Origin of the sequence: Corallococcus sicarius, from assembly GCF_003611735.1 — a bacterium.
GTDB lineage: Bacteria > Myxococcota > Myxococcia > Myxococcales > Myxococcaceae > Corallococcus > Corallococcus sicarius.
Map to the genome: position 1 here is coordinate 1 of NZ_RAWG01000263.1, position 13,718 is coordinate 13,718.

Sequence of the window (13,718 nt, forward strand, 5' to 3'; positions counted from 1 at the left end):
ATTCAACATCGTGGGGCGGGGGGTGCTGCCCCTGTCCGGGCTCATCCGCCAGGCGGGCGCACAACCGCTCCCCCTGCCCGGGCCGTTGTTTCGTGGAGCACTTCGTGCGTTGGGGGTGCTGGGGGCTGGCACGTTGCCGGTGGCCCTGCTCGACTACATGCATTACTCCTGGGTCGCGGACGGAGAACGCGCGGAGTCCGCACTGGGGTTCGTTCCCCTCCACCACGTCAGGGACGCCGCCGCGGCGCTCCGAAGGAGCCAGTCATGACCAAGGGTGTCCTCGGGAATGATCCCTTCCAGCGGGGCGCAGCGCCTCGCGCGGCGGATGCGCATGAGGCCAGCGCCGAACCGAAGGCCGCGAAGAAGACGGCCCCTGCGTCGAAGTCCGCCAAGGGTGCGAAGGACGGCACGGGCAAGGCCGCGAAGTCCCCGGGCAAGGGAGGCAATGCCAGGGGCGGTGCGAAGGACGCCCCACGTGCGAAGCCCCCGAAGGGCGGCAAGGGGCGGGGCCCGGACGCGAAGCAGGCCGCGACGCCGCCACGGACGCCCGCCGCCGAGGTCCACAAATTCGAGTCGCGTGGGAACTCCCGCGATGAGACGCCGGCACCGGCCGCGAAGCACGGGAAGGACTCCCGCGCGGCCCCGCACGAGGCCAGCGCACCGCGCGGGACTGCGTCCGGACACGCGCATTCCGACGAAGAGGCGGTCCCGCTGCGGGAGCCGGCCATCCCTCGCGGCGCGTCGCCCTCGCGGCCCCCGGTGCTCGCGGAGGAGGTCCACTCCACGCGGCCTGCGGAGCGCCGGGTGGATCGCGCGCTGACGGAGGCGCTGGCCGCGGATGCGGCGGAGGCCGCCGCGAGGTCCGCGGTGGACGAGCTGCTCCCCGGCATTCCGGGCCGCAACCGGGACATCGAGCGCATCCTCGCGACGGAACTCGTCGCCGAGCTGGCCGAATCCGCGGTGCGACAGGTCCTGGACGACAGCCGCGGCACCGCCCCGGAGCGCGAGCTCGCCACCTCCATCGCTACCCAGGTCGCCGAGGCCACCGCCGGCGTCGCCGTGGACGAGGTGCTGGACCGCCACGCCACCCGCCCCGACGAGCGCGCCCTGCCCATCGCCGAGGACGGTGATGCGCATGACCTGGGCAACGAGGAGGATGAGGACGTGTGGACCGCCGACGCCTGGGAGCGCAACCCGAGCGACGTCTCCGCGCAGCAGGCCGCCGACGAGGGTGACGACCTGCCCGACGGCGTGGAGGCGCGCGAGCAGGACGGCGTGCACATCTCCGTCTCCATCGTCGCGGGCGCTGCCCCGACCAACGTGGAGCCAGAGGTGGAGCTGCCCGACGAGTCCTTCGACGAGCTGCCGCCGAGCCGCCGCGTGCCGCTGTCCCTGGTGATCGACGGCGAGGACGCCGACCGGTCGCGCCAGGAGCAGGACGCGCCGGGCTACAGCCGGCGCGAGGAAGCCACCCCGCCCGCCACCTTCGCGGGCCGCGCGGCGGGCATGTTCTCGCTGGCGAAGGAGATCGCCGGACAGGCGCTCGCGAGCGAGGGCCTGGGCCGCGCGGTCGGCGCGATGCACGGCCTGATGGAGGCCATGCGCACCAGCCTGGGCACCGGCGGCGGCAGCCGGCTGGACGACTACGGCAAGGACGCGGGGCTGGTGGAGAACCTCCAGCCCGTGCTCGACTTCCTCTACGAGCAGTACTGGCGCGTGTCCGTGGAGGGCGTGGATCAGGTGCCTCACGGCGCGGCCATCCTCGTCGCCAACCACTCCGGCGCCCTGCCCTACGACGGCCTCGTGATGTCGCAGGTGCTCGTGCGCGAGCGCCCTGATCTGCTCGAGCCGCGGTGGCTCGTGGAGGACCAGGTCTTCCACGCGCCCATGCTGGGCACCCTCTTCAACCGCCTGGGCGCCGTGCGCGCGTCACCGGAGAACGCGCTGCGGCTGCTCGACGAGCGCCGCCCGCTGGTCGTCTTCCCGGAAGGCTACCAGGGCGCGAGCAAGCCGTTCGCGGAGCGCTACCGCCTCAAGCGCTTCGGGCGCGGCGGCTTCGTGAAGCTGGCCCTGCGCACCGGCGCGCCCATCGTCCCCGTGGCCATCGTGGGCGCGGAGGAGACATCCCCGCTGCTGGGCCGCATCCCCGGGGGCTTCCTCGGGTTCCCGTCCCTGCCGCTCACCTCGCTGGGCCCGTTGCCGGCCAAGTGGACCATCCGCTTCGGCGAACCGCTGACCATGGAGGGCCTGCCCCCGGAGTCCGCGGACGACCTGGGCGAGGTGCAGCGGCTCACCGAACGGACCCGCGAGTCCATCCAGGCCATGCTCCAGGCCCTGCTGCGCGAGCGCCGCTCCGTGTTCGCGGGCTGAACGCCGCCCGCTTCGGGGGCGTCAGCCGCAGACGCGGTTGCGCCCCTCGGTCTTGGCCTCGAAGAGGCGCTCGTCCGCGGCGCGCACCAGCTCCGTGGACTCGCGGTGGTGCGGCGCCAGCGTGGCCACGCCCAACGACAGCGTGACGGGGATGACCTGCTTGTCGAACTCGAAGCGCTGCCGCTCCACCAGCTTGCGCACCTTCTCCGCGAGCTGCCGCGCGCCGCCCAGGGAGATCTCCGGCAGGAGCAGCGCGAACTCCTCGCCCCCGTAGCGGGCGAAGACGTCCTCGCGGCGGATGCGCGTGCGCACCGTGGACGCCAGCTGCTTGAGCACCGAGTCACCCGCGAGGTGGCCGAAGGTGTCGTTGACCTCCTTGAAGTGATCCAGGTCCAGCATCACCAGCGACAGCGTGCGCTCGTAGCGGCGGCTGCGGGAGACCTCGCGGTCCAGCTGCTCGTCGAAGTACCGGCGGTTGTAGATCTGCGTCAGGCCGTCCATCGTGGTCAGCCGGTAGATCTCGTCGTGGTACGCCGCCTCGATGTTGCCGCCCGCGATGAACTTGAAGATGGTGCGGCCAATCTTCACCAGGTCGCCGTTCTGCAGCGACCGGCCTCCCTGCGCCACGTCGTCGTTGACGAACGTGCCGTTGGTGGAGCCCAGGTCCTCGATGCGCACACCCTTGGTCGTGTTGGTGATCCGCGCGTGGTTGCGGCTCACCGCCTCCTGATCAATCTGGATGTCCGCCTTGGACGAGCGGCCGATCAGCGTCTCTTCCCGCGTCAGATCGAACTTGCGGCCCAGGTCCAGGCCGTAGATGACCACCAGCGCCGCGTCCAGGTTGACGGGCCGCTCGGAGATCTTCGAGATGACGGTGACGACCGTCTCCTTCTGGCCCATGGCGTAGGCAAACGTATCACCGCGCAATTCGCGAAAGCGAATTCACGACCGAAGCGAAGGCCCTTTCAGGTCGCAGAAGCACTGACACCCCAACACGTCAGGGCACCCGCACGGTGCGCGCGGCCGACACAGCCGGACGCAGCGGCAGGCCTGGCAGGTCCACCAGTGAAGCCACCAAGACGACGTTCGCGCCCGAGCAGGCGGCGGGCAGTGCGAACGTCACCTCGCCCGACTTCGTGGCCACGTCGCTGCGCAGGCGCACGTCATCGCAGCCGGGCCCGCCGTCGCGGAGGTCGAGCATCACCCCGCCCTCGTCGGCGAGGGTGGAGCCCACCCGGAAGCCGTCCACCCGTACGCGCACGGTGGCGCCGCGAGGCAGTGACGCGCCGTCGGCCGGCTCGACCCACGACACCTGGGGCCGGCCCTGGTGCAGCGCGGACACGGCGCGGGTCGACTTGGCGAGGGACTCGGACGCCATGCCGCCGGACTCGGCCAGCGCGGCGCTGCCAATGAAGCCGCCCTCGTCCGTGATCACGGTCAGGGCCTCCACGGAGTGCGACGCGCGTGAGCCCGCGACGTCGCCCTGGAAGGTGCGGTCCTCGAAGCCGGCGGGGGGCACGGGCAGTCGCACGCCCAGGGCGGCGCGGCGGCTGTCCATCCACACCGTCCAGCGTCGCCCCGCCGCGTTGGTGAAGGTCGCGCGCACGAGGGTCGCGAACGGCACCTGCGCGTCCAGGCGCCATTCGCGGGGCAGCAGGCCGTGCCACGGGGCCACGTCGGGGTTGTAGCGGGCGCCTTCCGGGATGGTGAGGAAGCCGGAGGGGAACGTCACCGGCTGCGTGCCGCCTGGATCGAAGCGGGGCGCCTGCAGGGGGGCCATCACCGCGCTGGTGGCGGTGCCCGGGGGCAGGTCCCCGCCCAGCGCGCCTGACGAGGCGAGCGCGATCAACCGGTAGGGCTGGCCCTCCAGGCCGTGGTGGGCCGGAGCCATGCGCACGCGCACGAGCCCCGGCGCCGTGAGGCCCGGCAGCAGGTCCGTGTTCGGATCCGACGGGTTGGAGTTGACGGCGGCCCCCAGCCCCAGCGGCACCATGCCCCGCCCGGGCGCGGTCACCGTGCCCAGCACCAGGGTGCGCTCCAGGTAGCTGTCGCGGAAGCGGGGCAGCGCGGGCACCCGCACCGCGAACGGGAAGGCCAGCGGCACCTGCCGGAAGTCATACGCCACCGGCGTGAGCTTGTTGGGAGACGGTTCGTCCGTGCCTGGAGGCCGCAGCGTGAACTGCACGTCGCGCGAGAGCGCGGAGGAGAACCGCGACGACGGCGGCAGCGCGCGCGCCAGGAGCAGCAGCGGATCCGTGCCCGGATCCATCATCCCGGCCGGCAGCTCCGCCGTCTGGACCTGCGCGGTGAGGGCCCACGCGGTGCGGGTGCCACAGGCGCCCGAGCGCATCGCCTCCTCCGGCTCCGACACCTCCGCGAGGCTCGCGTCACACACCCCGGCGATGCCGGGCGCGGTGACGGACGGCTGGGCCGGGAGGTCCAACCCGCTTAGCCAGACGTTGGCCGGCACCTGGAACGGGCGGGTCATGCCGCCCAGGGCCAGCTCCACCTGCCGCTCGGGCCCCAGCACCTGGCCCGGAGCCGCATCCGACAGGAGCCCCGGCACCGACAGCCCCATGAAACCCAACGTCAGCGCGTCACCGGCGCCCATCGGCGCGAAGTTGCCGAACATGCCGCGCGCCCCACCCTCGCGGTCCGCCGGGTTGCGGCGCAGCGGCAGCCGCAGGTCGCGCGTGCCCAGCGTGGAGTAGTGGGCCAGGGTGACGTAGCCGAAGTCCGGGTGGAAGACGGACACCCCCACCTCGCCCAGGGCGGCGAGCACCACCACGCCCGCCGCGTCCGTCGCCCCGGTGGCCGTCGCGTGTCCCGACAGGTCCGACACCAGCACCGACGCGCCCTGGACCGGATGTCCCGTGAGCGCGTCCGTCACCAGCACCCGCACCTGCGCCGCGGCGACATGGCGGGGCAGCACGGTGATGCTCGCGCGGCAGGTGACAATGCCCACCCGGGCCTCCACCGCTTCGGCCTCCGCGCCGGGCGTGGCCAGCGTGAAGGTGGCGCCAGGGCCGGTCCCCTCCCCCGTCACCTGCTCGGTCATGGCCTTCCAGGTGATGCCCTCGCGCAGGACGATGGGTTCCCCGCGGGCGTCGGACGCCCAGACCTCGAAGCGCGCGGTGGTGCCCACGGGCGCGACGAGCCGCTCCGGCACCACGTGGCAGGACGCGACGGTGGACGCCGACGGAGGAGCGCCGCAGGCGCCATCGCGACACACCTCGCCGGCAACACAGGCATCGTCCCCGGTGCAGAGCGCCGGGACGCAGCGGCTCGCGTCGCAGCGACAGCCCAGCGCCAGGGACTCACAGCCGAGGATGGCGTGCAGCTCCCCCCGGCGCTTCACCGAACAGTCGTCGTCGCTCCGGCACGAGGCTTCGCAGCGCGACGTGGCGGTGTTGCAGAAGAACAGGGCCGGATCCGCGCAGTCCTGATCCACCGTGCACGCCTCATCCCCCCTGCCGTCCAGGATGCCGGGCACGTCCGAGTCGTAGCTCCCGCAGCCCAGGACGCACGCGAACAGGCATGCGACGACAAGGCCGGGGGGGCACCGGGCCGGGAGGGGGACTGTACGCATGGGAACTCCGAGGGGGACCGGCCTTGCCCGGACCTTACAGGCTGGAGGCCCGCGACGCGACCCGACGAGCGCCCGGCATGCACACATCCGGAAACACCGGAGGGAGCAGATCCGACGGGCGGGCAGGCAAGTGTCGGTTGGAATCCGGCGCCAGGGGTTCCAGAATCGCCCGACGATGGCGCGCAGTGAGCCCAAGACCCTGGAGAGCCTCCTTCCCCGAGTGCTGACGCGCCTCGCCGGAGAGTCGGGCCGTGCCATGTCGCTGATGCCCATCTGGGTGGCGGCGGCCGGAGCGAACATCGCGCGCCACAGCCGTCCGCACCAACTGGAAGGCAAGACGCTCATCATCACCGTGGAGAGCGCCGAGTGGGCCCAGGCCCTCACCCGCGAGGCCGCCTCTCTCTGCGAGCGGCTCAACGAGAGGCTGGGCCCGGGCACCGTGACGGCCCTCGCCTTCCAGCTGGAGTCGCGATGAGGGGACGTGCGCTGGGAGGTGTCCTGCTCGCCGCGGCGTGGGCCCTGCCGTCCAGCGCGGCCGCCGCGACGCCGCCCCCGACGGCGGCCTCCGTCACCGACTCCGGGACAGGAGCCCCGGGCTACACGCCCCAGACGCCCGGGTCCCAGGAGTCCCGGGCCCGGGTGCACGTCGCGCGCGAGTTCGAGCGCGTGGGCCGGCGCGCTCCCACGAGCGACAAGGCCCTGGAGACCGCGGCCCGGCGGCTCGCGCGCGAAGCCCTCCATGAGTACGCCACCGGCGCCCCCGACCTGCTCACGCTGACCGAGGCCGTCAGCGACTCGGGCGCCGCGGATCCGTCCCCGCGCGCACTGGTCATCCGCGCGTGGGTGCACGCGCACGCCATTGAAACCTTCCTCGCCCGCGCGGACTTCAACGAGGAGCGCGCGAGCCACTTCGGCGTGGGCGTGGCCTTCCTCGGCGAGCGGGCCGCGCTGGTGCTGCTGCTCGCGGACCGCAAGGCGGAGATCCTCCCCTTCCCCCGCACGCTGCCCCCCAAGGACAAGGAGCGCATGGTCTGCGGGCGGCTGGTGTCGCCGCTGCGCAGTCCCCAGGTCTTCATCACCCGCCCGGATGGCGAGGTGGACGGCGTCCCACTCACCCGCGCGCCAGCAGGCACGTCCGGCTTCTGCGCCCGACTGCCCTTCACGCGCCCCGGCGGCTACACGGTGGAGGTGGTGGCCACGGGGAGCGCGGGGCCCGAGGTGACGTCGCTGTTCCTCGTGCAGGTGGGGGCGCGCTCGGAGCGCGGCGAGCGCGAGGCGACCCGCGAGCCCACCACGCTCGAAGAGGCCCGCGCCGCGGTCTACGAGCGCATCAACGCCCTGCGCCGCGCGCACCGCCTGCCGGAGCTCGCGCCGGATCCGACGCTGGAGGACATGTCGCTGCGCTACAGCACGCGCATGGCCTCCGAGGGCTTCTTCGGCCACATCGCGCCGGACGGCTCCACCCTCACCCGCCGGCTGCCGGAGGGCACGCGCTACATCCGCGCCGGTGAGAACCTGGGCCAGGCGGCGGGGCCGCTCGCCGCGCACTTCGGCATCGAGCACAGCCCCGGCCACCGCAAGAACCTGATGGACCCCGCGTTCCGCTTCATGGGCGTGGGCGTGGCCTTCCAGAAGCTGGCTGGACGTGACCAGGCGATCGTCACGGAGGTCTTCACCGCGGCCTCCCCCGGCGCGGCGCTCCCCGCGGATCCGCTGTCGGATGCGTATGAGGCCCTGTCGCGGCACCGCGCCACGCACAGGCTGCCGCCGCTGGTGCGCAGCGAAGCGCTGGAGCGGTTGGCGCGCGACCACGCCCGCCGCGCGCTCGCGCAAGACGAGCCTTCGGCCGGAGAGGGTGAGTCATCACCCCTGCACGAGCGGGTGTTCTCGATGCTGCCCGACGCGGGCGCCGCGTCGGTGGACTTCTTCGTCGTGGGAGACCCGGGCGCCATCCCCGAGTCACGCAGCCTCGCCAGCGCCACCAACACCCGGGTGGGCGTGGGGCTGGTGCGGGGCAACTCCAAGCGCTTCGGACAGGGCCAGTACTGGGTGGCCGTCATCTACGCCGCGGTCCGCTGAGCACGCGGACGCCGACCACGCCCGGAGCAAAGGACGTGGCCGGAAGACAGCATCACGCGGTCCCGACAGGGGACCGCGCCCGTCATGACGCTAGACGGGACGACGCTGGGTCGCGTACGCCTCGAGCCCCATCTGCGGAGGCGCGAGGTTGGCGTACATCGGGCACTTCATGCAGGTGAAGGACTGCCAACCGCGACGCACAGCTTCATCCAGACAGTTGTCGTAGTGATTGCAGTTCAGGTTTCGATGCGTCTCGACGCCTGCCCGCTTGGGGCCGGCTTCGGGATTGATGGTCTGCGGCAGATCGGATGGACACGGCTTCATGGAGCCTCCCCTATGAGCTGTTTCCCCCCCCGAGGTCTGTGAACGAGCAGTGCTACCGACGACGACAGGTGCGTCTGGAACGACGACGGTCCGGAGTAGCGCTCAACGGCGGCGCAACGTAAGGATTCCCACCGGATTGCGCAACGGGCCGACACCCCGTGGGACCAGCCCGTGGGCGCGGGATCTAGGACTTGTCGGGCCGACTGTCAAACCGACCCCAACCCACCTGTTGGGGAATGTCGGCTGCAAACCTCTCGTTCGGATGCCGCAAGGCCGCGAAGTGAAAGGAAGATTCCATGAGTTGGACCGGCTGGGTGGCGGGTTGGGTGACGGGGGTGGCGCTGGGTCAGTCCCCAGCGACCCTGGAAGCCGTCCGTCTGCATCGCCCCAATGCCGCGGCGCTCGCCCGGGCGGAACTTTCCGCATGTGAGGCGGCGAAGTGCCCCGACGCGGGCCGCCTGGGCCTGCTCGCCGGCACCCTCGTCCTCTCCGACGGTGACGCCGCCCTCGCCCGGGACCTGCTCGCCCGCCACGCGGCTCCGCCGCCCCTGGAGGCCTTCCACGCCTTCTACCTGGGGCAGGCGCGCTTCTACGCGGGCGACCCCGACGGCGCGGCGAAGGACTTCGAGAAGGCGCTGGAGAAGGCCTCCCCAGCCCTCGCCGTGCGCGCCCGGGCCCGCCTGGGCGAGGCCCTGCTGGAGGCCCACCGCCCCAAGGACGCGGCCCCGGTGCTGGAGTCCGCGGCGGCGGCGCAGCCCACCGCGGAGCTGCTCTTCCAGCGCGCGACGACCCGCGCGGCCACCGGCAACGCCGCGGGCCTGCGCGCAGACCTGAAGACGGTGGCGCTGCGCTTCCCCACCCACCCCTACGCGGACGAGGCCCTGGAGCGGCTGGCCGCGCTGAAGCCCGCGGTGAAGCTGACCCTCCCCGAACACCTCCAGCGCGCCCGGGGCTTCCTCTCGGACGGCGCGCCGGGCCGGGCGCAGGAGGAGCTGGAGTCAGCGGAGAAGCGGTCGCTGGTGAAGGGCGCCCCCGCCCAGGCGCAGGTGGCGCTGCTGCGGGCCCAGGTGCTCTTCGCGCGCGGCAAGCCCGACGAGGCGGAGAAGGCGCTCGCGGTGGCACGCAAGGGCCCGCCGGCCATCGCCGCGGAGGCCGCGCTGGTGGTGGCGCGCCGCGCGCTGCGCTCGGATGACAACGTGAAGGCGCGCGCGCTGATGGTGGCGCTGGACAAGGCCTACCCGTCCCAGGCCGCGGGCGAGGAAGGCGCGTTCTTCGCCGCCTGGCTGGACATGCAGGGAGGCCGCTTCGAGGCGTCGGCGAAGGCCTTCGCGGACTACGAGAAGCGCTACAAGAGCTCGCGCCGCCGCGACGAGGCCATGTGGTACCGCGCCCTGGCGCACCTCCGGCTGGAGCAGTACCCGCAGGCGCGTCAGGCCCTGGACGCGCTGGTGACGGCGTACCCGAAGACGAGCCTCGCGCCGCAGGCCCGCTACTGGATGGCGCGCGCCGACGAGTTGAGCGGCGGCAAGAAGGACGCGGTGGGCCCGGCCTACGAGGCGGTCATCGCCTCCGCGCCCGCGTCGTTCTACGCGCTGCTCGCCACGGAGCGACTGCTCGAATTGGGGCGCAGCCCGCCCGCGGCCTTCCCGCAGCCTCCGAAGCAGCTCACCCTGCCCCGCCCCCCGGAGCTGGAGCTGGCGGTGGCGTTGACGCGCACGGGCCTCTTCCGCGACGCGGCGGACGAGGTGCAGTCGCGCGTGTCGGGGCTGCGTACGGCGGACCAGGCCCTGCCCTTCGCGCACGCGCTGCTGCAGCTGGGCGAGTTCGGCCACGCGCACGGCGTGGCGGCGCGCCACCTCTGGGGCCGGGCCTTCGGAGCGAAGGCGCCGGATGCGCTGGCGGCGTTCTATCCCCGGGCCTTCGCCAAGGCGGTGGAGGCGGAGGCCACGCGGCAGTCGCTGGATCCGTTCCTCGTGTGGGCCATCATGCGGCGGGAGAGCGCCTTCCGCCCGGAGGTCATGAGCGCGGCGGACGCGCGGGGGCTGATGCAGATCATCCCGCCCACGGCCACGGAGATTGCGACGAAGATGGCGGAGCCCGCGCCCGCGCCCGCGGACCTCTTCGCCCCGGAGCGCAACATCCGCTACGGCGCGTGGTACCTGGCGCAGCTCATGAAGCGCTTCGCCCACCCGGCGCTCGCGGCGGCGGCCTACAACGCGGGGCCCAAGGCGGCGGTGCGCTGGACGAACGAGCGCGGCAGCCTCCCGTTGGACCTCTTCGTCGAGTCCATTCCGTACAAGGAGACGCGCGGCTACGTGAAGCAGGTGCTCGCGGACCTGTACCTCTACCACCGCTTCTACGAGAAGGACGGCGCGCAGGCCCGGCTGGCGATGACGGTGCCCGCGCCCTCCGCGGACGGCGTCACCTTCTGACGTCAACGACGCGGGCCCGCGTGGCGTCAGCCGCGCTGGGCCCTGCGCCGGTCGATCTCCTGCTCCAGCGTCCGCACGACGTCGGAGAGGGGCATGCTGCTGGAGTCCACGTGCACCGCGTCGTCAGCGGCCTTCAGGGGCGCCACGGTGCGCGCGGAGTCGGCGGTGTCCCGCTGCGTCTGGTCCGTGAGGACGGCCTCCAGGCTGCTGTCCACGCCCTTCTGGAACAGCTCCTCGAAGCGGCGGCGGGCGCGCACCTCCGGATCCGCCGCGAGGAAGAACTTCGCGTCCGCGTCCGGGAACACCACCGTGCCGATGTCGCGCCCCTCCAGGATGGCGCCCGCCTGCGCCTCCAGCGCGAGCCTGCGCTGCAACGCGAGCAACCCCGCGCGCACCACCGGCCGGCCCGACACCTGCGAGGCGCCCATGGAGATGGCCGGCGTGCGGATCTCCCCGGACACGTCCTCGCCGCTCAAGAGGACGTGGTTCTCCTCGCCCACCACCTGGAAGTGGATGCGCACGCGCCCGAGCAATTCGCCCAGCTTCACGTCGTCATCGAACGCGATGCCCTCGCGCGTGGCCATCAGCGCCACGCAGCGGTAGATGGCGCCGGTGTCCACCAGCGCGAACCCCAGCCTGCGCGCGAGCAGCTTGGACACGGAGGACTTCCCGGCCCCCGCCGGCCCGTCGATGGCGACGATGAACGGACGCGGGCTCATGACAGGATCTCCTTCAGCGCTTCGACGCACCGCTCGTTCTCGGAGGGCGTTCCCACGGAGATGCGCAGGCAGGTGGGATGGCCGTTGCCCGCCATGGGCCGGACGATGACGCCCCGGCGCAGCAGCTGTTCGTACACCGCGCCCGCGGGGCGGTGGCAGTCCACGAAGACGAAGTTCGCGTGGCTCTCCGACAGCGTGACGCCCAGCTTCGGCAGCTCGCGCTCGTAGTAGCGCAGCCCCGCCTGGTTGTTCTCCCGCGTGCGGCGCACGTGCTCCGTGTCATCCAGCGCCGCCATGCCGGCCGCCTGCGCCACCACCGTGAGGTTGAAGGGCATGCGCGTGCGGTGCACATAGCCCGCGAGCTTCGCGTCCATCACCGCGCTCCCCAGCCGGATGCCGGCGAGCCCGTGGATCTTGCTGAAGGTGCGCAGCGCCACGAGGTTCGGGTGCGCGTGGAACAGCTCCACCGCGCTCGCGTAGTCGGGCCAGTCCACGAACTCCGCGTAGGCCTCGTCGTGGACGACGAGCACGTCCTTCGGCACCGCCGCCAGGAACGTCTCCAGGTCCTTGCGCCCGAACGTCGTCCCCGTGGGGTTGTCCGGGTTGGCCAGGAACACCATCCGCGTGCGCGGCGTGACGGCGCGGGCCATGGCCACGAGGTCGTAGCGGAAGCCCTCGCGCATGGGCACCTCCACGAAGGGCCGGCCATGGGCCTGCGCGGAGATGCGGTACGCCGGGAACGAGCCCTGGCAGAGGAGGATCTCCTCCTCCGGCGTGGTGAACGTGCGGATGAGCAGCTCGATGAGCTCGTTGGATCCGCTGCCGAGGACGACCTCCTCCGGCTTCACGCCCAGGTGCGCGGCGAGCTTGCGCACCAGGTGGAAGCTCGTCGCGTCCGGGTACAGGTGCACCGACGCGGCGGCCTGCTTCATGGCCTCCACCGCGCGCGGCGACGGGCCCAGCGGGTTCTCGTTGGACGCGAGCTTGATGACCCCCGTGAGGCCGTACTCCCGCTCGGTCTCCTCGATGGGCTTGCCTGGAACGTAGGCCTTCAGCGTCTCGACATGGGGAGGAACGAGCGGTCGCATGGGGACTCTATTTGCCGGAGAAGACGCCGTAGGCGCGGAACTTCTTGTAGCGGTCGAGCACCAGCTCGTCGGGCGACAGCTCCGCCAGCTGCCCCAGGTGCTTGCGCAGCGTCTTGCCCAGGGCCTCCGCCGCCTTGGCCGGGTCGCGGTGCGCGCCGCCGGGAGGCTCGGGGATGACCTCGTCGATGATCTTCATCTCCAGGAGGTCCGGCGCGGTGGGGCGCATCGCGTCCGCCGCCTTGTCCGCCTTGCTGGCGTCGCGGAAGAGGATGGAGGCGCAGCCTTCCGGCGTGATGACGGAATAGACGCTGTTCTGGAACATCAGCACGCGGTTGCCCACGCCAATGGCCAGCGCGCCGCCGGAGCCGCCCTCGCCAATCACCGTGGAGATGATGGGCACGCGCAGCCGGCTCATCACCTCCAGGTTGACGGCGATGGCCTCCGCCTGCCCGCGCTCCTCCGCGCCGATGCCCGGGTACGCGCCCGGCGTGTCCACGAAGGTGAGGATGGGCTTCTCCATCCGCTCCGCCAGCTCCATCAGCCGGCGCGCCTTGCGGTAGCCCTCCGGGCGCGGCATGCCGAAGTTGCGCGCCATGTTCTCGCGGGTGTTGCGCCCCTTCTGGTGGCCGATGAGCATCACCGTCTTGCCGTCGAAGCGCGCGAAGCCGCCGACGATGGACGGGTCCTCGCCGAAGTGGCGGTCGCCGCACATCTCGAAGAAGTCCGTGAAGAGGTGCTGGACGTAGTCCAGGAAGAACGGTCGCGAGCTGTGGCGCGACAGCTGCACCATCTGCCAGCGCGTCAGGTCGCTGAAGATCTCCGTCTGGAGCTTCTTCGCCTTCTTCTCCAGTTTGGAGATCTCCGAAGAGAAGTCCACCGTGCCGCTGGTGGAGAGGACCTTCAGCTCCTCGATCTTCTTCTCCAGCTCGATGAGCGGGCGCTCGAAGTCGAGCGCGTAGCCAATGCCGGTTGCCATGGCGCGGAACTAGCACCAGGGTTGCGGCCTTTCAACGCGCAACCGGTTACGCACCCCCCGGAAAGCTCCTGGAATCTCCCACCCTCCACCCCCGTCTGGAGCGACATGGTCCTCGCCCTGTCCCTGCTGGCCCTGACACTG

At 72.2% G+C, this 13,718-nt stretch carries 10 protein-coding genes and 1 pseudogene; 5 read left to right on the plus strand and 6 right to left on the minus strand.

What is annotated here, in order from left to right; translation table 11 throughout:
• Positions 1-268, plus strand: a pseudogene (locus D7X12_RS30880) (UDP-glucose 4-epimerase); the annotation flags it as partial.
• Positions 265-2,370, plus strand: a complete 2,106-nt coding sequence (locus tag D7X12_RS30885) for a lysophospholipid acyltransferase family protein (RefSeq protein WP_120628835.1) — start codon at positions 265-267, stop codon at positions 2,368-2,370. The pseudogene D7X12_RS30880 and the gene D7X12_RS30885, both read left to right, overlap by 4 nt.
• A 21-nt stretch (positions 2,371-2,391) precedes the next feature.
• Here D7X12_RS30885 and D7X12_RS30890 read toward each other — a convergent pair whose 3' ends face one another.
• Entirely contained in the window at positions 2,392-3,270 is an 879-nt protein-coding gene (locus D7X12_RS30890) for a GGDEF domain-containing protein (RefSeq protein WP_120628836.1), read from the minus strand.
• Between the two features lie 97 nt (positions 3,271-3,367).
• A complete protein-coding gene (locus D7X12_RS30895; protein WP_147443852.1) occupies positions 3,368-5,959 on the minus strand; it encodes a carboxypeptidase regulatory-like domain-containing protein in 2,592 nt (863 codons plus the stop codon).
• A 175-nt stretch (positions 5,960-6,134) separates the two neighbouring features.
• Between D7X12_RS30895 and D7X12_RS30900 the strand changes: the two genes are divergently transcribed.
• Both D7X12_RS30900 and D7X12_RS30905 read left to right on the plus strand, forming a co-directional pair.
• Entirely contained in the window at positions 6,135-6,434 is a 300-nt protein-coding gene (locus D7X12_RS30900) for a DciA family protein (protein ID WP_120628838.1), read from the plus strand.
• Positions 6,431-8,038, plus strand: a complete 1,608-nt coding sequence (locus D7X12_RS30905; protein ID WP_120628839.1) for a CAP domain-containing protein — start codon at positions 6,431-6,433, stop codon at positions 8,036-8,038. Before D7X12_RS30900 ends, D7X12_RS30905 begins: the two co-directional genes overlap by 4 nt.
• A gap of 90 nt (positions 8,039-8,128) precedes the next feature.
• On the opposite strand, the gene D7X12_RS30910 is transcribed toward D7X12_RS30905, so the two are convergent.
• On the minus strand, positions 8,129-8,362 hold the full coding sequence (locus D7X12_RS30910; protein ID WP_014396719.1) for a hypothetical protein: 234 nt from the start codon (positions 8,360-8,362) through the stop codon (positions 8,129-8,131).
• 296 nt (positions 8,363-8,658) lie between these two features.
• Between D7X12_RS30910 and D7X12_RS30915 the strand changes: the two genes are divergently transcribed.
• The gene (locus D7X12_RS30915) at positions 8,659-10,794 is read left to right on the plus strand and encodes a lytic transglycosylase domain-containing protein (protein WP_120628840.1); all 2,136 of its coding nucleotides are present in this window, start codon (positions 8,659-8,661) and stop codon (positions 10,792-10,794) included.
• A 26-nt stretch (positions 10,795-10,820) separates the two neighbouring features.
• Here D7X12_RS30915 and cmk read toward each other — a convergent pair whose 3' ends face one another.
• Genes cmk through D7X12_RS30930 form a run of 3 tightly spaced genes read right to left on the minus strand, consistent with a single transcriptional unit; the run spans position 10,821 to position 13,577 of the window.
• The gene (gene cmk / locus D7X12_RS30920) at positions 10,821-11,513 is read right to left on the minus strand and encodes a (d)CMP kinase (RefSeq protein WP_120628841.1); all 693 of its coding nucleotides are present in this window, start codon (positions 11,511-11,513) and stop codon (positions 10,821-10,823) included.
• Complete coding sequence (gene hisC / locus D7X12_RS30925) at positions 11,510-12,601, minus strand: histidinol-phosphate transaminase (protein WP_120628842.1); 1,092 nt, start codon at positions 12,599-12,601, stop codon at positions 11,510-11,512. The genes cmk and hisC overlap by 4 nt, the downstream gene beginning before the upstream one ends.
• A 7-nt stretch (positions 12,602-12,608) precedes the next feature.
• Positions 12,609-13,577 (minus strand): acetyl-CoA carboxylase carboxyltransferase subunit alpha, encoded by a 969-nt coding sequence (locus D7X12_RS30930; RefSeq protein ID WP_120628843.1) that lies wholly within the window; start codon positions 13,575-13,577, stop codon positions 12,609-12,611.
• Positions 13,578-13,718: the final 141 nt, after the last annotated feature.

Excerpts from the sequence above, each read along its gene's own strand:
- cmk (WP_120628841.1), bottom strand. The coding sequence starts at position 11,513 with ATGAGCCCGCGTCCGTTCATCGTCGCCATCGACGGGCCGGCGGGGGCC.
- D7X12_RS30930 (WP_120628843.1), bottom strand. The coding sequence starts at position 13,577 with ATGGCAACCGGCATTGGCTACGCGCTCGACTTCGAGCGCCCGCTCATC.
- D7X12_RS30895 (WP_147443852.1), bottom strand. The coding sequence starts at position 5,959 with ATGCGTACAGTCCCCCTCCCGGCCCGGTGCCCCCCCGGCCTTGTCGTC.
- hisC (WP_120628842.1), bottom strand. The coding sequence starts at position 12,601 with ATGCGACCGCTCGTTCCTCCCCATGTCGAGACGCTGAAGGCCTACGTT.
- D7X12_RS30910 (WP_014396719.1), bottom strand. The coding sequence starts at position 8,362 with ATGAAGCCGTGTCCATCCGATCTGCCGCAGACCATCAATCCCGAAGCC.
- D7X12_RS30900 (WP_120628838.1), top strand. The coding sequence starts at position 6,135 with ATGGCGCGCAGTGAGCCCAAGACCCTGGAGAGCCTCCTTCCCCGAGTG.
- D7X12_RS30915 (WP_120628840.1), top strand. The coding sequence starts at position 8,659 with ATGAGTTGGACCGGCTGGGTGGCGGGTTGGGTGACGGGGGTGGCGCTG.
- D7X12_RS30905 (WP_120628839.1), top strand. The coding sequence starts at position 6,431 with ATGAGGGGACGTGCGCTGGGAGGTGTCCTGCTCGCCGCGGCGTGGGCC.
- D7X12_RS30885 (WP_120628835.1), top strand. The coding sequence starts at position 265 with ATGACCAAGGGTGTCCTCGGGAATGATCCCTTCCAGCGGGGCGCAGCG.
- D7X12_RS30890 (WP_120628836.1), bottom strand. The coding sequence starts at position 3,270 with ATGGGCCAGAAGGAGACGGTCGTCACCGTCATCTCGAAGATCTCCGAG.